Consider the following 16722-nt stretch of genomic DNA (forward strand, 5'->3'; position numbering starts at 1 on the left):
ACCGTTCGCCCCTACCAGGCGTCGCTGCGCGGCAGGTCGTCGTCGATGTCGTAGTAGTCGGCGCGCGAGCCGGCGAAGATGTGGGCCGACAGCTTCAGGCCGGTCGGGCGGTCCAGCGTGCCGGCAGTCACATAGGTGACGTCGGATCCGGCGTCCTTCCAGAAAAGGTTGCCGCCGCACTGTGCGCAGAAGCCACGTTTCACGCTGAGCGACGAGGCGTACCAACGCAGGGTGTCGCCGTCGGCAATCTCCAGATCGGCGTCGGCACAGCTCGCCATCACCGCATGGTGGCCGCTGGTGCGCGCGCACTGGCTGCAATGACACGCCACCGGTGCGCTCAGTGCTCCGCGCACGCTGTAGCGCACGGCACCGCACAGACACGCACCTTCACCTCCACCCGCCTTCGCCATCGCCCGCCTCCCCTGTTCGTGATGCGCGCAGCGTACGCAGCAGGCGCCCCCGCGCACATACCACCTAGGGGGTAACCCCTCTTGAGAATTGTCCCGACCTCCCCCGGACAACAGAATCAGTCCCAGATCGACCGCGCAGCGCGGCGACGCCCACGACAAGGAGATCCGGGAATGCAGAGGAATTCGGTACTGAACGAGCGGCACCGCCAGCTCGGTTCTAAGCTCGACGGCGATACGTGGAACAACATGCCGATCCCGTGGAGCTACAACAGCTGCCCGCACGACGAAGTCGTCGCCACGCGCACCCGCGCCGGCCTGTACGACGTGTCGGCGCTGAACATCGTCAACGTCACCGGCCCGGACGCCGAAGCCGTCATCGACCGCCTGGTCACCATCGACATCACCAAGCTGAAGCCGGGCACCGCCCGTCTCGGCGGGGAAGTGAACGAAGCCGGTGCGCTGGTCGACGACATCATGATCATCCGCGACGCCGCCGACAAATTCCGCATTTCGCACGGCAGCGGCGCCACGCCGAAGACGCTGGCCGCACTGGCCGCCGGCAAGAACGTGAAGATCGAGGCCGATCTCGACGTGCACATCCTGTCGCTGCAGGGCCCGGTTTCGCTCGACGTGCTGGCCCCGCACACGCCGGCCGATCTGGCGGCGCTGCCCTACTTCAACCACGTCGAAACCACGCTGTTCGGCAAGAAGGTGACGCTGGGCCGCGGCGGCTACTCCGGCGAGCGCGGCTACGAGGTGTACTGCAGCGCGGCCGACGCCGTGTTCCTGTGGGACACCATCCTCGAAGCCGGCAAGCCGAAGGGCGTCATCCCCTGCTCGTGGACCGCGCTCGACCTGACCCGCGTCGAAGGCGCGCTGCTGTTCTTCCCGTTCGAAATGCCGGAAGGCGACACCACGCCGTGGGAAGTGAACATGGACTGGGCGGTCGACCTCGACAAGAAGGGCGACTACATCGGCAAGGCTGCCGTGCTCTCACTGAAGGGCCGCGAACGCGCCAAGCAGGCCGGCATGACCGTGCTGCACCACGAAGCGGTCGAAGCCGGCGCCAAGGTCTATGACGGCGAGAAGGAAGTCGGCGTGGTCACCTCGGCCTCGTACAGCCGCCTGCTGATGCAGTCGCTGGCCATGGTGCACCTGAAGCCGTCGCACTCGAACATCGGCACCCGCCTGACCATTGCCAGCAAGGCCGGAAAGCTCGCTGCGCTGGTGGTGCCGACGCCGTTCTACGACCCGCTGCGCCAGCGTACCCATCCGGACAAGAAGCGCTGATCGCGCATCGAATCCGACCCGCCGCGCGCTCCGGCGCGCGGCATGTCTGCAACTCGCATCGAGACGCCGCATGAGCACCCCAGCCATCAAAAGCCAGCCGGTTTACGCAGAGCTCGAATGGGATCGCGCCGGTACGCATCACATCCTGTTCGTTGCCGCCGAGGACGCCGCTCTGGCGCAGCGCCTGCTCTCCAACCCGCCCGCCGGCACCATCACGCTGATCAACCTGGGCAGCACGTCCGCCGAGGCGCGCAGCTGCTGGTCGCAGGGGCTGCCCGACAGTGCGCTCTACCTTGAGACGCACTCGCTGGCCGAGGCGCTGGAAGTGCTGCGCGACGCGCTCTACGTCGCGCAGATGGGCACGCGCATCTATCTCGCTGGCCCCGAAGACGCGGTGTGGCAGGCGTCGCGCGTGGCCGACGGCTTCGGCGTCGGACGCGACGAAGTTCGCTACGCACAACTGGGCAGCAAGGCACGCCCGGTGTTCTGCGTGCATTGCCGCACCATCACGCGCGGCGTGCACACCAACATCGTTTCATGCAGCGGCTGCGGACGATCGCTGTTCGTGCGCGACCACTTCTCGCGCCGGCTGGGTGCCTACATGGGCTTCCAGATCGACGCCGAAGTGCCGGGCGAGGTCCCCGCTGCGGAGGTGGTCTACCCATGAGCAGTGCATCCCTCAACGTAGAAATCCGCCGCATCCGCGAACTGGCGCCGGGCATCCGCGAGTTCAGCCTGTCGCGCACCGACGGCGAAGATTTTCCGGTCTATTCCGGCGGCAGCCACATCGTGCTGTCGCTGCCGCTGGGTGAGCGTCCGCACCGCAATCCGTACTCGCTGCTGGGCGACCCGACCGTGCGCGACACCTGGCGCGTGGCGGTGCGCAAGCAGGAAGAGTCGCGCGGCGGTTCGCGCTGGCTGCACGAGCAGGCGCGCGAAGGCATGCGCATCGACATTTCGGCGCCGGTGAACCTGTTCCCGCTGATCCGCACCGGCCGCCGCCACATCCTGGTCGCCGGCGGCATCGGCATCACGCCCATCCTGTCGCAGGCGCGCGAACTGGCCCGCCTCGGTGCCGACTTCGAAGTGCATTACGCCTACCGCGGCCCCGAATACGGCGTGTTCTCCGACGAGCTGGAGGCGCTCGCTCCAGGCCGCGTGCATCACTACGTGCAGTCGCGCCGCGAACAGATCGAATTCGGCTCGCTGCTGGCCGGCCGTCCGCTGGGCACCCACTTCTACATCTGCGGTCCGGCCGGCATGGTGGCCGCCAGCATGAACGCCGGCAAATCGCTGGGCTGGCCGGAAAGCCATCTGCACAGCGAACAGTTCCTCGCACCGACCGGCGGCGAGCCGTTCGACGTGAAGCTGGCGCTGAGCGGCAAGGCCTTCACCGTGCCGAGCGATCTGTCACTGCTGGAAGCGATCGAGCAGCAGGGCGTCGACGCGCCCTACCTCTGTCGCGGCGGCGCCTGCGGCCAGTGCGAACTGGAAGTGCTCGGCGCCGAAGGCGAGCTGATCCATCACGACCTGTATCTGAGCGCCGACGAGCGCGCGTCGGGCAAGAAGATCATGCCCTGCGTGTCGCGCCTGAAGGGCGGTTGCCTGACCCTGAACCTGTGAGGAAGACGACATGAGCATCGCATTCAAGCCGGACGAAACCTTCCGCGGCGACTACACCTACCGCAACTCGCCGGCGGCCATCCGCCGCTTCCCCTTCCCCTTCCATCAGGACCAGTACATGTACTCGGTCAACATGGAGCCGCACACCAAGGGGCCTGCAGGTTCGGTGTTCGAGAACGCCTTCGACATCGACGAGCACTACATCGCCGAGATGCGCGACCGCGCCATCACGCTGGAGCGCGACCCGGGCCGCTGCGTGTCGCTGCCGCACATGATGGACGCCGAGTGGGACACGCTGGAACTGATCATGGAATCGCTGTCGCGCGACTATCCGGACATGTTCACGCTGGCCAGGGACGGATCGCGCTGGACCTGGACCAACAAGCCGCTTGGCATCGAGCAGACCTTCACCTTCGGCGACGCCGCCACCCTCCCCTGCCCGCCCTTCGAGTACATCACGCGGCAGACCCAGGGTGACTTCGTCATCATGGACCAGCGCGACAACGACCTGTTCGCCGACGCCGGCATGATCACCTCGCAGGCCGACTGGTCGCTGATGTTCGACGCCGGCATGAGCTTCATGGAATGGCACGGCCCGGTGCCGCTTGCACATGAGCTGGGCGTGTTCGAGCGCGCGCTGAAGTACCTGCTGATGCTGCAGCAGGGCCGCCCGGTGCGCCGCCTGAACTGGACCATGACCATCAACCCGCGCCTCGACACTTCGCCGGAAACCTACCCCGAGTGGGGCCCGGACCGCGCCAGCGTCACGCCGGACAACGTCGGCGACAAGGTGCACCTGCGCGTCGAACTGCAGGCCCTGTTCCGCCTGCCGCGCAGTAACGGCATGCTGTTCTCGATCCGCGGCTATCTCGCCAGCATGAACGAACTGGCCACCTACCCGCGCTGGGCCAAGCGTCTGCACCGCGTGCTGAGCACGCTGCCGAACGAGCTGGCCGAGTACAAGGGTCTGGTGCGCTACAAGCCGACCACGCTGGAATGGCTGTCGAAGTTCGACGACGGCGAAGTGCTGCCGGCCGGCACGCAACCCGAGTAAGCAGCGCCGCAACGCGCTCGCGGCGGACATGGGGGGTGCCCGTGTCCGCCGTTCTCGTTCACGGTCCGCAGCGAATCGGGCGCGCTCTTGTGGGAGCGGCCTTGGCCGCGACGCGGCCTCGGCAAGCCGCCATCTCCGACTCAGGCTGACGTCGCGCCTCGAAGATTGACGGGCAGCGGCTGATCTACGGCCCCGTCGCGGTCAGAAGACCGCTCCCACACTGTCATCGTGCGCCGCGCCCCCCCCTATTTGAGGGTGTCGACACGCCATACAGCACTCCGGCCGTACACTTCCGTTCGCACGCAAATGATTGATTTGAATGCGAACAGTTCTCGGCTGGTGCGCATCTTGCTGCGGGGCGGGACTCATCCCTCAACCGCCCCAGGAGGTCACCATGCCGCGCGCTCTTGCCCGTCTTCCCGTGCTCACCCTGTTTGCCGCGCTGTCGTTCCAGGCCCACGCACTGACCCAGGTGCAATGGGTGACACCATCGGAAAGCCAGATCGTCAGCGGCGGCGGTCTGCAGTCGGTGAACCTCGATGAAACGCCGTACGTGTCGGCGGGTGGCGTCACCTTCGTCGGCAAGGCGCAGGGCGACGATGCGACCGGCACGGTGCGTGTGTTCAGCGAAATCGACAGCCGCGGCGTCGGCGGCGTACCCGACCTGCTCATCGGCTCGGCTTTCGCCCAGAACACGAGCAGCGGCGTGCTCGTCGGCAGCCCGGGCAGCGGCCCGGTGGACGTCACCTTCGTATTCACCTTCGACGGCAGCTTCCACACCTACAGCGGCAACGTGTTCCACCAGCTTGTCGGCACGCTGACGCTGGGCGTGCCGTCGAGCACGGTGGCCTTCACCAACGTGAACTACCAGTCGCAACTGGTGTTCCGCACCGACCTGCTGGACGACACGGCCGTGCGCACCGAAAGCAAGGGCAACGTCACCTATTTCGAACCGGGTTTCGTCTACGTCGATGAGCCCTACGCCGGCGCCACGAGTACCGTCATCAACGACGACATGGACGACCTGATCGGCGAAATCCGGCTCACCGTCACGATGGACCCGGGTCAGAGCTTCGTGCTGGTGAACAACCTCAGCACCCAGGTCACGCCCGAACCGATCCATCCCGAAGCCGGCCCGCCGTTCGACTACAGCCAGTCCTGGGGCGCAGTCGATGGTTTCAACACCGGCCGGCTGAGCATCCTGCTGCCGCAGGGCTACACGCTCGAAGGCAATACCGGCCTGCTGACCGCCGCCGTTGCACCGCCGGTGCCCGAACCCGCCACCTGGGGGCTGATGGTCGCCGGTCTGGCAGTGCTCGGCGCGATCGCGCGCCGCCGCAGCGCCTGATCGACATCCCGCAACCTCCGCCGGTGAGGAAGAACCGGCCAGGTCGCGTCATGCCGGGGTGATGCGCAGCCGATGCAATATGGCTAACATGCGCATCGCCAGCGCGCCGTGACCGACATCCGGCGCTCCTTTCAAACGCGATCCGGACCATCCCACCTTGCGCACCACACTCACTCTGCGGGAAGCAGGGGTCGTTTCCCTTCTCTGCTTCGGCCTGCCGATCTCCCTGTCGCTGCAATCCGCAGCCAGAGATTTTCCGGTGGAGGGCTTCAGCGACACGGGCATGCTCTGGACATGCATGTTCGAAGTTTCGGCCGCAATCGCCGCGTTCACCTACCTCCGATGGCAACAGCAGGATCTGCAGCCGGCGCTGCCCCGCCCGACCCTGCGCGGCAGCCTCGCTGGCGTTCTGCTCGCCCTCGTGGCATGGCTTGTGGTCGTGTTCGCCACCGAACCATTTGCCGGAAGCTCAGGCGCGGGTCACGTGCAGCAGATGATGTTCGCGTCGCAACCGTCGTCGGCTGTCATCGTGCTGACCGCCATGGTCAACGGCACCTTCGAAGAGGTGTTCCTGCTCGGCATACTGACGCGCGGCCTGCGCGGATTCGGCCTGTCAGTCGCGATCGGCCTTCCGCTCCTGCTGCGCACGTCGTATCACCTTTACCAGGGTCCGGTCGGCATGCTGGCCGTCGCCCTCATCGGCCTGGCCTTCGCGCTGCATTTCGTACGCAGCGGCCAGCTGTGGCCGCCGGTGTTCGCGCACATGCTCTGGGACGTATTGCCCTTCTGCAACACCGACGTCTGACCGGCCCGCAGCGCTTACTGATCGGCCTTGCGCGGCAGCACCCAGTTCGGTCGCGGGAAGTGGCAGGTGTAGCCGTTCGGGAAATGCTCCAGGTAGTCCTGGTGTTCCGGTTCGGCCTCCCAGAAATCACCGACCGGCTCGACCTCGGTCACCACCTTGCCCGGCCAGATGCCCGACGCATCGACGTCGGCGATGGTGCGCAGCGCCTCGTCGCGCTGCGCTTCGCTGGTCCAGTAGATCGCCGATCGGTAGGAAGGCCCGCGGTCGTTGCCCTGGCGGTTCGGCGTGCTCGGGTCGTGGATTTGGAAGAAGAATTCTAGCAGCCGGCGATAGCTCAGCTGCGCCGGATCGAACAGGATCTCGATCGCCTCGGCGTGCGTGCCGTGATTGCGGTAGGTCGCGTTCGGCACGTCGCCGCCGCTGTAACCGACGCGCGTCGAGACCACGCCAGGGATGCGGCGGATCAACTGCTGCATGCCCCAGAAACAGCCGCCGGCAAGCACTGCGCGTTCGGTGCTCATCGCACGTCCTCCACCTGATCCAGATAGTCGCCATAACCTTCGGCCACCATGTTGTCGCGATGCACGAAGCGCAGCGACGCCGAATTGATGCAGTAGCGCAGCCCGCCGCGGTCGCGCGGGCCGTCCGGGAAGACGTGGCCGAGATGGCTGTCGCCGTGCGCCGAGCGCACTTCGGTACGGATCATGCCGAGCGAAGCATCGCGCAGCTCGGTCACGTGCGCCGGCTCGATCGGCTTGGTGAAGCTCGGCCAGCCGCAACCGGACTCGAACTTGTCGCTCGACGCGAACAGCGGCTCGCCGGACACGATGTCGACGTAAATGCCCGGTTCGTGGTTGTGCAGGTATTCGCCGGTGCCCGGGTATTCGGTGCCGTTCTGCTGCGTAACCCGGTACTGCTCGGGCGTGAGGCGGGCGATCGCCTCGGGTGATTTGCGATAGGTCTTCATGCGTCCTCCTGTGGCGTCGTAGACCGCGCCCCCGCGGGCGCGTTCTGCGTTTCTTGTCATCGCCGAGGATAGCGCGAACGGCTCCGCTCATCGTGCGCCGGCATTCAGGGTCCGATGCCGCTCTGCCGCGCCCGGTTCAGACCACTTCAAGGCGCCGTCGGAACATGCGGAGATGGCAGTGCGCCCTCCATGCGGAAGCGGCGCAAAGCCTCGCCCTGGCGCAGCACGACCTCCTCGGCCACGACCGCCAGCCCCTGGCGCTCGAAGAATGGGCGCGCCGCCAGACTGGCCTCGGCAAAGACGCGCTCGGCGCCGGCGCGGCGGAGGTCCGCGCACGCCGCGCGGAAGAGTGCGGACGCCACACCCCGGCGCGCATGCTGCGGCGCCGTGAACAGCAGATCGACGTGACCCTGATGCGTGTAGCCGATGAAACCGGCCACCTCATCACCGTCGCACGCGAGCCGGGCATGCAGACGCGACAGGCGGGCGCGCCAGACGTCCGGATCGGGCGGCAGCGGTGCCCAGGCGCAACACTGTTCGCGGGTATAGGCACGGCCCGCAAGATCGTGAACCGCCGCGGCAAACACCGCCATCAGCGCATCGAGGTCGGATTCAAGCGCTTCACGTATCCGCATTTCAAATAGATCGACTCGGTTAGACCGCGCAGTCGGGCGGATCGTGCATGACAGCCCCCTTCACGAAACGGCGGTGCGCAGGCGACCCGCACAGCATCGCAGACTATTCGCGGCGCCCCTGCGCCGGCCACTCCGCAAAGGCGAACACCCACAACGCGATCACGTTGACGAAGGGGACGAGCAGCAGCAGTGAGAACGCGCCGTTGTACCCGGCCTTGCTGACGATGCGCCAGGCCGGAATGACGAAGATCACCAGAAAGGGCAGGAAGAACAGCCCGTGATTCATGCCAGGAAATCCCATGGAATGCTCCTCTCAAACGGCTGCTGCGTACCCGCAGCGTGGCCGGTCAAGCATACGCCAGGCTCAGTGCTCACACTCGAGCGCCGCATGCAGCCAGCGGCCACCCCTGTCGACACAGGCATCGATCAGGATTTCGCGTGCGACGAAGGGGGCAAGCGCCAGAACGGCCGCCACCGCGAGCAGAAGCCAGGCCAGCGTGCCGATGCGCGGAAGGCGACCCAGCGCCCGAAACAGGCCGACCGCCGCCACAAAGGCGGCGAGCGACCAGAGGAACGAAGCGAGGGAACGTCGCTCCCAGCCCAGCTTGTGAGGCCCCGGCGGTCCGCCTGCGACCCAGGCGCTGACGAAGGCGTCGTTCAGATACAGCAGGCCAACCACACCGAGGCCAAGCAGCGCTGCGCACCGCGCAATGCCGAGCATCACGCCCGTTGCAGACACGATCGAACGGTCTGCACCGTGCTCAGGACTCGGTGCGCTCATATGCCGTGTTCGCCATCGAAACGGTGCTGAAAGTGCCCACGACAACACAAGCGATGGCATAGCCGATGCCGAGGCTCGCACTCGCCCTCACGGCAACGCCGAGAAACGCCGCAGCGCCCTCGGCCACCGGCATCGCCATCCGGAGCGGGATATCCGCGAGCGACCAGAGCCCAATGGTCGCAAGCCAGGGCCAGAACGTCCTTGCGGCGAGATCGGAGCCACACGAGGGGCAACGGAAAGCGCGCTTCAGGCTCAGCCAGGACAGTCGTGCATTGCAGTGTGGGCAGCGCGCAGACATGAATGATCTCAATGTGGGACGGGCGGAAACCGTGCTGCCTCATCGCGCGACGGTCAGGCGCAACAGGAGCAACCGAGTGGTCACGCTTTCATGCTTCCTCGTTCAATCGGTGTTCGGTCCCCATTGACTGCATGGGCTCTGTCCGGCCCCCTCTTTACGGATTCGGAGGATGTCCCGACGCCAAGCAAGCGCGGAGTGCAGTCAACTTCAATCTCGCTGACCGTCGCACTCGCTGCCTCGGGCGCGGCCTGCTGAACTCCGCCGCCCAAAGGCGATTGCGGGCACACCGGGACAGAGCATCCGCTATTCGAGTCCAAGAATCGCCCCCACCGACTTTTCAATCAGCTCGACCAACTCGGCATCCATGTACCGGTACTCGTCCGGAATATCCAGGACGTGAATCGGCTTGTTTTCGAGAACTCGCCTGTACTCAGTCATTAGCCGGGACTTGTGCTTCTCTTCCATGACGAAGACCACATGAGCCCATGAAAGGTCGGCAGCTGTGACGGGGTGCCTCGCATTCGGGCTTGTTCCTCCAGACCTGACCGAGAGCGATGGATGCTTACGCCACACCTGCTCCGCCGTCGGACTTCGCCACTGGTTTCGGCTGCAAACAAACAGGACATTTGTTCGGACCGAAGCTTTCACGCTTGCTTCATGCGCTTGTTTCAAAGCTGAACCTCGATGACCCGCGGGGAGTCGATCCCAAGCTGCCTTGATCGGGCAAGCTTGGTTGTCTGTTTCAGGTTCCTTGCACGCTTGAAGTCTTCGGGCATGGCTTGAAACGCCTGACGTCGTAGTTGTGCGGACGCCGGAGCGGCGAAGCCGCGCAGGGAACCCAAAGCGCAGCTTTGGGCGGTCCGCTCGAACGCAGTGTTGGACGGCACCGAGACCGTCAGCGAAGGCACGTTGTGCATGACGAAGCCCTTGCCCCTCACAATTGATTTGAACTGAACCAGGTCAGCGGCGCCCGCTACGGCCTGCCGCCCTCAATGCCCCGAAACACTAGCACAAGGGCATGGCGCAACAAGGGGCGACCTCACTCAAGCTCGGAGTGCCGCGCCGGCACTTTGCAACGATCGTGGCAGGTGCCTGCTCGGGCGCGGAACGTCGACTTGGACCGCCCGCCTGAAACCTAAAGAACCGGTGACGTTCAACGTGATGTAGACATCAAAATTGATGGATATTCCAGAAGCCTGCGTGATATTCCAGCGGACAACGCAGCTGATTCCTTACTGTTTTCATCGCGTTACTGCCGCAGTCCGTTTATCGGAGCCTCTCATCTGCGGTGTTACACGGCAATCGACCTTTCGACCGACGCAGATCGCTGTACGCCACCGCCCCAGCGACCCGCGATAATGGTCGGCTCACCCTCGCCGCCCCGCCATGTCCGCCCCGCCCGCCTTCCGCCTGACCGACGTCCCGCGCGCGATCGCCTTCTTTCTTGACGCCGACCGTCGCCGCTACCTGTTCTTCATCTGCGTGCTGGGCGTGGTGCAGTTCTACCCGATGCTGCCGCCCTACCTGATCGGGCGGGTGGCGGATTTTCTGCTCGGCTGGCAGCGCGGTGACAGCCTCACGCCGCTGTACACGCTGGTGGTCACGCTGGGCGTGGCGCATGCCTGCGTGGCGCTGGTGCGGCTGTCGACCAAGCGGGTGATCGGGCGCATGGCCATCGATGCGCGCATGCGTGCCAAGGTGTGGGGATTCGAGCGGCTGCTCGATTTCTCGCTGGCCTGGCACCAGAAGGAAAGCACCGGCAACAAGGCGCAGCGGGTGATCACTGGAGCGGACGCGGTGCGCGACTGGACCAGCGAACTGGTCAATGCGCTGCTCACCGCCAGCGGCGCCTTCTTCGGCGCGCTGATCGCCTGCATGCTGCTGCACCCGGCGACGGTGTTCTTCTTCCTCTACTACTGCGGCGTGCTCGGCTTCATCGAGTGGTATTTCTACCGCCGCATCGCGCGGCTGTCGGACCAGATCAACGCGTCGATGGAGAACGCCAGCGGCAGCTTCGTTGAGAGCGCGGCGAACATCCTGTCGGTGAAGGCGATGAACGCAGGCGCCGACATGACCGCCCGCGTCGCCGATCGCGAACGCGCGGCGCGCGACTTCGCCTACCGTCGGCTGCGCCTCACCAATACGAAGTGGATGCTGTTCCAGCTGCACACCGCGCTGGCCTGGGCGATCTACATCTTCGGCGTGGCCTGGGGCGTGATGGAAGGTGGACTGTCGGTTGGCCTGGTGCTCACCTACAGCGCCTACTTCAACACGCTGCGCGAAGCGTCGATGGACATGACCGACCGCGTGCAGACGATGATCGAACGCACCTCGAATCTCGGCCGCATGATGCCGCTGTTCGCGCCGCAGCCCAGCCAGCACGGCACGCAGGACTGGCCGGCCGACTGGCGCGCGCTGCAGGCGGAAGCGCTCACTTTCGCGCACGACGGCCGTCGCGTGCTCGGGCCGCTGGACTTCCGCATCGCACGCGGCGAGCACGTCGGCATCGCCGGGCGCTCGGGTTCGGGCAAGAGCACGCTGGTGAAGCTGCTGCTGGCGCTCTACCCGCCGGAATCGGGCCGCCTCACCGTCGATGGCGTGCCGCTGGCCGACATCCGGCACGAGGCGCTGCTGCACCAGATCGCGGTAGTGCCGCAGGAAACAGAGCTGTTCAGCCTGTCCTTGCTGGAGAACCTGACGCTGGGCCGCGAGGTGAGCATGGTGGACGTGCTGCGCGCCTGCCGCATCGCCCAGCTCGACGACGTGATCGCGCTGCTGCCCGAGGGCCTGGACAGCCCGGTCGGCGAGAAGGGGCACAGCCTGTCCGGCGGCCAGCGACAGCGCGTCGGCATCGCGCGCGCGGTGCTGCGCGACGCACCGGTGCTGCTGCTGGACGAGGCAACGTCGGCACTCGACGCCGACACCGAGGCGCGCGTGATCGACGCGCTGATGAGCGAGCACGCACCCGGCCGCACCGTCATCCTGATCGCGCACCGCCCGCGCGCCTTCGAGCGCATGGGGCGCGTGCTCACGATGGACGCCGGCCGCCTGACCGGTGACGGCGCATTCCATGCGCATGCTCCGGCGCCGACATAGTTCCTGTGGACAGCGCCGACTACCTCCTATGCGGTATTGCGCCGGCACCGCCGCGGCGCAATCCTTCGGTCCGTGGGCGCGGTGTTCCGACTGTGCCGTCAGAGGGAAAACTGCACTGACCTCCATGCGGCAACGCGGTGCTTCGCGACGCTGCGCCCACGACCCGCAACGACATCCGTACATGGGAAGAAGATGAACGCCCCGTCGATGAAGCCGCCGAGCATGTTCCAGCAGATCGGCGGCGAAGAGCCGCTGCGCCGGCTGGTCAATGCCTTCTACGACATCGTCGAAACCCACCCGGACGGTGAGCCGGTACACAAGCTGCACCAGGAAGGTTTCGGCGTCGCCCACCTGCGCGAGGCGCAGTTCGAGTTCCTGTGCGGCTTCCTCGGCGGCCCGCGCTACTACGCCGAACGCATGGGCCACTCGAATCTGCGGCAGATGCATGCGCACGTGGCCATCGGCCAGGCGGAAGTCGTGTCCTGGCTGCGCTGCATGGTGCATGCGATCGAAGCGACCGGCCTCCCGACCGACGTCGGTGTGCGGCTGATGCAACACTTCACCCGCGCCGCCGAGGCGCTGAAGAACCGCGACTGACCGCGCAGCGGACCCTGCTCCGCGGGCCCGAAGCCCGCGGTAGGAGCGGTCTTCCGACCGCGACACGGCCGCCGCAGTCGGCCGGCTCCGATACAGGCCGCTGTCGGGGTCAGAAGACCCCTCCCACAAAGCTCCGGCTCTAGCTCGGGCCGCGGGTCAGACGCAACCTCTGTGGGAGCGGCCTTGGCCGCGACACGGCCGCTGCAGATCACTGGCTTCGATACAAGGCCGCGGTCGGGGACAGAAGACCCCTCCCACAGAACCCGCGTTCCGGCCCCGCCGGCGGAGATCTGGCGCACCTCTCCTGCGAGAGCGACACGAGCGCCGAGATCGCGCCGCCTCGAATCGCCCGCCGAAGCCGGAATCAGGACACGGCCTTTTCTGCGCCGCGGCCCGTGCGTGAACGAAAAAGGGGCTGCCTCGGCAGCCCCCTGAAGCGAGCGCCGGAGCGCTCAGGTGCTGCGACGGCGCGCGAATGCCAGACCCGCCAGGCCAAGGCCCAGCAGGCCGAGCACGCCCGGCTCCGGGATGGCCGTCGCTTCTTGGAAGGTGGTCGACAGCCGCAGGTTGTCGATCAGGATGCGGTCGCCGCTGTCGAGGTTGGCGAGACGGATGCCCACGCGATCGATCGTCGAAATGCCGGCGTTACCGGTGAAGCTCGCGTCCGGCGACAGGAAGTCGTCGATGGTCGGGTTCAGCCACAGGTCGAAGTTCGTGTAGTTGCCAGCCGCATTGCGGTACAGGTGGCCGACGACGAGATAGGTGTCGAGCACGTCGAGATTGCTGTCCGGTGCATAGCTGCCACCGGTGCCAGTGGTGCGGGCGAAGATGTCGTTGGTGGCGCTGGCGCTGTCCTGATTGCCCTTGATGCCGATGTTCGGGCGATTGCTGCCGCCGTTATTGGTACCCAGATCCAGCCACAGGCCCACGAAGTCGTTGCGGTCGATCGAGCTGCCGCGGTCGGCCTGCAGCAGGAAGCTCACGAACAGGCTGTCGCCGCTGAAGGACGAAGCCAGCGTGCGCACGGCGGCGTTGCTTGCATTGCCGGTCAGGGCCAGCGCACGATTGCCGGACAGGTTGGCGGCCGGATCGACGACGTTGGCGTTGCCGGTCGCACTCCATGCGCCACCCCAGCCCGAGCCGCCGTTGGCGCCGTTCAGCGCGCCGGTCGAGTAGGACTGGAAGCCGTCCTGGGCAATCACGGCTGCGCCGGCATGCGACGCAACAAGCGCCAGTGACAGAGCCGCGGCACCGCGTGCGATCAGATTCAGGAAATGAGTCGGGAAGGTCATCGCTTGTCTCGTTTAATGTTGTCGTGTCGGCAGGCAAATGCGCTCGGGCGTTTCCGGCCTCCATGGGCGCCGTTCGGCGCGTGACGGCGCTTTCAGCAACCGCTGTGCCAGAAACCCGGAAATGCTTTCGCGTCAATGTCTTGTGATTGTCACAATGTGTGCGCGAACGATTCGCACCCATGCTGTAAAGCGCACCGACAGCCACCTCAACCGATACACTGCACGCCGTTTCCGGCGCCGCGCCGCTCTGCACACCGGCAGTCGGCAGCCGTCGGAGCGGCCTCAACACGATGAACCAGACCACCCCACTGCCGCGCTCTTCCGCGCGCACCACCCTGCCCGTACTCAGCGTCGTGGTGCCGGCCTATAACGAGGCCGGCGCGCTCGCCAGCACGCTGGACATGATTGCGCGCCACCTGGCTGCGCTGGTGCCGCACTATGAAATCGTCGTCGTCGACGACGGCAGCCGCGACGCCACCGCGCAGATCGCCGCCGACTGCGCTGAGCGTCTGCCGGTGACGCTGGTGCGCTTCTCGCGCAATTTCGGCAAGGAGGCGGCGATCTCTGCCGGCCTGCAGCACGCGCGCGGCGACGTCGTGGTGTGCATGGACGCCGACGGCCAGCATTCGGCCGACCTGCTCGGAACCATGCTGACGCACTGGCGCGAGGGCTGGGACATGGTCTATGCGGTGCGCGCCGACCGCGCGCAGCAAGGGCTGTTCAACCAGATCGGTTCAAAACTGTTCTACCGCATGATGAATATGGGTGGCCGGCTGGACATTCCGCCGAATGCCGGCGACTTCCGGCTGATGGACCGCCGCGTGGTCGACGCCCTGCTCGCGCTGCCCGAACGCCAGCGCTTCATGAAGGGCATGTACGCCTGGGTCGGTTTCCGCTCGATCGGCATTCCCTACACGCCGCTGCCGCGCGCCGCCGGCGAAACCACCTTCAACCAGCTTAACCTGATGCGTCTGGCGTGGACCGGGCTGACCAGCTTTTCCGTGCTGCCGCTGCGCATGGCCAGCCTGATCGGGCTGCTGCTGTCGTCGATCGCGTTCGCCTATGGCCTGTACATCGTGGTCGAGAAGATGCTGCTCGGCGTCGACGTGCCGGGCTGGCCGACCGTGGTGGTGAGCATCATGTTCTTCTCCGGCGTGCAGTTGCTGTTCATCGGCGTCCTCGGCGAATACCTCGCCCGCGTGTACGAGGAGGTGAAAGGCCGGCCCCCCTATGTGGTTGCCGAGATCGTGCGCAGCGGGGACGAGCGCTGATGCGGGCGTCGGTGCTGCTGTTCCTGATCGTTGGCGGCTGCGCGGCGGCAACACACTATCTGGTCACGCTGGGCGTGGACTGGGCGACCGGCATCGACCCTGCGTGGTCCAATCTGGTCGGCTTCGTGTGCGCCTTCCCGGTGAGCTATCTCGGCCACCGCAACCTCTCCTTCGCCGGCACGCAGGCGCCGCACCGGCAGGCGCTGCCGCGGTTGTTGGCGGTGTCCTGTACCGCCTTCGTCGGCAACCAGCTGATGCTCGCCGCACTGCTGCGCTTCACGCCGCTGCCGCTGTGGGTCGCGCTGGCCATCGTGCTGGTGTTCGTCGCGCTGAGCACCTGGCTGCTCGGCCGCTACTGGGCGTTCGCGCACTCGCCGGCGTGAAGACGGTGTTTCTCACCGCCGACGACTATGGCTACAACGCCGCGGTCGACGACGCCATCCTGGCGCTGATGGCGGACGGCCGGCTGTCCGGTGCCGGCTGCATGACGCGCGCGCCGGGCTGGCCGGCGGCGGCGTCGCGCATCGGTGCCGCGGGCAGCTTCGGCCTGCACCTCGACTTCACCGAATTCAGCCCGCTGCGCCGCGGCCTGTGGCCGCTGATCGGCGCCAGCCTCGCGCACCGGCTCGACGCGAGCGCACTGCGCGACGAAATCGCCACCCAGTGCGCACTGTTCGAGGACGCGACTGGCCGTGCACCGGCCTATGTGGACGGCCACCAGCACGTGCACCAGCTGCCGCAGATCCGCGACGCGCTGATCGAGGTGCTGGTCGCCCGCTACGCCGGCCGCCTGCCCTGGCTGCGCATCAGCGGCGCGCGCATCGGCGACGGCGCCAAGCCGCTGTTCATCGCCGCACTCGGCGCCGCCGCACTGGAGCGCCTCGCCTTCACCGCGCGCATCCGTGCGATGCCGCGCCTGCTCGGCGCCTATGGTTTCGACGGCGACGCCACCGGCTACCGTCAGCGACTTTCCGGCTGGCTGGGCAACGCCGCCGACGGCGACGCGGTGATGGTGCACCCGGCCACGCAAGCGCTCGCGGGCGACCCGATCGGCGCCGCGCGGGTGCGCGAATACGGCGTGCTGGCGTCCGACACGCTACCGGCTCTGCTTGCCGCCAACGCCGTGGAGCTGGGCGCGCTGGGCAGCTGAACCGCGGGGCGGCGTCCAACGCGTGGTCGGAGCGAGGAATCTGTGGGAGGGGCCTTCTGACCCCGACGGCAGCCTCGATCGAAGCCGGCGGACTACGACGGCCGC

General features: G+C 66.7%; 20 protein-coding genes. 11 read left to right on the forward strand and 9 right to left on the reverse strand.

The annotated features are described in order from the left end of the window. Positions 1-11 precede the first annotated feature (11 nt). Complete coding sequence (locus WDZ97_RS13005; RefSeq protein WP_425762990.1) at positions 12-410, reverse strand: GFA family protein; 399 nt, start codon at positions 408-410, stop codon at positions 12-14. A gap of 171 nt (positions 411-581) precedes the next feature. Between WDZ97_RS13005 and WDZ97_RS13010 the strand changes: the two genes are divergently transcribed. From WDZ97_RS13010 to WDZ97_RS13035, 6 genes are all read left to right on the forward strand, one after another. Next, on the forward strand, positions 582-1700 hold the full coding sequence (locus WDZ97_RS13010; protein WP_425762991.1) for an aminomethyltransferase family protein: 1119 nt from the start codon (positions 582-584) through the stop codon (positions 1698-1700). A 70-nt stretch (positions 1701-1770) separates the two neighbouring features. Beyond that, positions 1771-2367, forward strand: a complete 597-nt coding sequence (locus WDZ97_RS13015) for a dimethylamine monooxygenase subunit DmmA family protein (protein WP_425762992.1) — start codon at positions 1771-1773, stop codon at positions 2365-2367. Beyond that, positions 2364-3323: a PDR/VanB family oxidoreductase gene (locus WDZ97_RS13020; RefSeq protein WP_020163246.1), complete on the forward strand. Its 960-nt coding sequence runs from the start codon at positions 2364-2366 to the stop codon at positions 3321-3323. Before WDZ97_RS13015 ends, WDZ97_RS13020 begins: the two co-directional genes overlap by 4 nt. 10 nt (positions 3324-3333) lie before the next feature. Next, a complete protein-coding gene (locus tag WDZ97_RS13025; protein ID WP_425762993.1) occupies positions 3334-4377 on the forward strand; it encodes a heme-dependent oxidative N-demethylase family protein in 1044 nt (347 codons plus the stop codon). A gap of 394 nt (positions 4378-4771) precedes the next feature. Further along, entirely contained in the window at positions 4772-5725 is a 954-nt protein-coding gene (locus WDZ97_RS13030; RefSeq protein ID WP_304003888.1) for a PEP-CTERM sorting domain-containing protein, read from the forward strand. A gap of 157 nt (positions 5726-5882) precedes the next feature. Next, positions 5883-6530, forward strand: coding sequence for a CPBP family intramembrane glutamic endopeptidase (locus WDZ97_RS13035; RefSeq protein WP_425762994.1), 648 nt, complete (start codon positions 5883-5885; stop codon positions 6528-6530). 14 nt (positions 6531-6544) lie between these two features. Here WDZ97_RS13035 and msrA read toward each other — a convergent pair whose 3' ends face one another. The 7 genes from msrA to WDZ97_RS13070 all read right to left on the reverse strand — a co-directional run bounded on the left by msrA (position 6545) and on the right by WDZ97_RS13070 (position 10128). Further along, positions 6545-7051, reverse strand: coding sequence for a peptide-methionine (S)-S-oxide reductase MsrA (gene msrA, locus WDZ97_RS13040; protein WP_425762995.1), 507 nt, complete (start codon positions 7049-7051; stop codon positions 6545-6547). Next, the gene (gene msrB, locus WDZ97_RS13045) at positions 7048-7497 is read right to left on the reverse strand and encodes a peptide-methionine (R)-S-oxide reductase MsrB (RefSeq protein WP_425762996.1); all 450 of its coding nucleotides are present in this window, start codon (positions 7495-7497) and stop codon (positions 7048-7050) included. Before msrB ends, msrA begins: the two co-directional genes overlap by 4 nt. 146 nt (positions 7498-7643) lie before the next feature. After that, positions 7644-8090, reverse strand: coding sequence for a GNAT family N-acetyltransferase (locus WDZ97_RS13050; protein ID WP_425762997.1), 447 nt, complete (start codon positions 8088-8090; stop codon positions 7644-7646). Positions 8091-8235: 145 nt separating this feature from the next. Then, positions 8236-8433: a hypothetical protein gene (locus WDZ97_RS13055; protein ID WP_029143498.1), complete on the reverse strand. Its 198-nt coding sequence runs from the start codon at positions 8431-8433 to the stop codon at positions 8236-8238. Between the two features lie 63 nt (positions 8434-8496). After that, positions 8497-8913, reverse strand: coding sequence for a hypothetical protein (locus WDZ97_RS13060; protein WP_425762998.1), 417 nt, complete (start codon positions 8911-8913; stop codon positions 8497-8499). Positions 8914-9514: 601 nt separating this feature from the next. Next, positions 9515-9676: a hypothetical protein gene (locus tag WDZ97_RS13065; RefSeq protein WP_019915506.1), complete on the reverse strand. Its 162-nt coding sequence runs from the start codon at positions 9674-9676 to the stop codon at positions 9515-9517. A 203-nt stretch (positions 9677-9879) separates the two neighbouring features. Further along, positions 9880-10128, reverse strand: coding sequence for a hypothetical protein (locus WDZ97_RS13070; protein WP_425762999.1), 249 nt, complete (start codon positions 10126-10128; stop codon positions 9880-9882). Between the two features lie 469 nt (positions 10129-10597). Here WDZ97_RS13070 and WDZ97_RS13075 point away from each other — a divergent pair, with 469 nt between their 5' ends. Together WDZ97_RS13075 and WDZ97_RS13080 are read left to right on the forward strand one after the other, a co-directional pair. Beyond that, entirely contained in the window at positions 10598-12307 is a 1710-nt protein-coding gene (locus tag WDZ97_RS13075) for an ABC transporter ATP-binding protein (RefSeq protein ID WP_425763000.1), read from the forward strand. A gap of 192 nt (positions 12308-12499) precedes the next feature. Next, positions 12500-12904, forward strand: coding sequence for a group II truncated hemoglobin (locus tag WDZ97_RS13080; protein ID WP_296808437.1), 405 nt, complete (start codon positions 12500-12502; stop codon positions 12902-12904). Between the two features lie 452 nt (positions 12905-13356). Here WDZ97_RS13080 and WDZ97_RS13085 read toward each other — a convergent pair whose 3' ends face one another. Continuing rightward, on the reverse strand, positions 13357-14196 hold the full coding sequence (locus tag WDZ97_RS13085) for a PEP-CTERM sorting domain-containing protein (protein WP_425763001.1): 840 nt from the start codon (positions 14194-14196) through the stop codon (positions 13357-13359). Between the two features lie 290 nt (positions 14197-14486). Between WDZ97_RS13085 and WDZ97_RS13090 the strand changes: the two genes are divergently transcribed. The 3 genes from WDZ97_RS13090 to WDZ97_RS13100 are packed head-to-tail and all read left to right on the forward strand — an operon-like array spanning position 14487 to position 16617. Then, the gene (locus WDZ97_RS13090; protein WP_425763002.1) at positions 14487-15467 is read left to right on the forward strand and encodes a glycosyltransferase family 2 protein; all 981 of its coding nucleotides are present in this window, start codon (positions 14487-14489) and stop codon (positions 15465-15467) included. After that, positions 15467-15850 (forward strand): GtrA family protein, encoded by a 384-nt coding sequence (locus WDZ97_RS13095; RefSeq protein ID WP_296808428.1) that lies wholly within the window; start codon positions 15467-15469, stop codon positions 15848-15850. The genes WDZ97_RS13090 and WDZ97_RS13095 overlap by 1 nt, the downstream gene beginning before the upstream one ends. Further along, entirely contained in the window at positions 15847-16617 is a 771-nt protein-coding gene (locus tag WDZ97_RS13100) for a ChbG/HpnK family deacetylase (RefSeq protein ID WP_425763003.1), read from the forward strand. Before WDZ97_RS13095 ends, WDZ97_RS13100 begins: the two co-directional genes overlap by 4 nt. Positions 16618-16722: the final 105 nt, after the last annotated feature.

The sequence above is a fragment of the Methyloversatilis sp. MC4-4 genome, from assembly GCF_049843555.1.
Lineage (GTDB): Bacteria > Pseudomonadota > Gammaproteobacteria > Burkholderiales > Rhodocyclaceae > Methyloversatilis > Methyloversatilis discipulorum_B.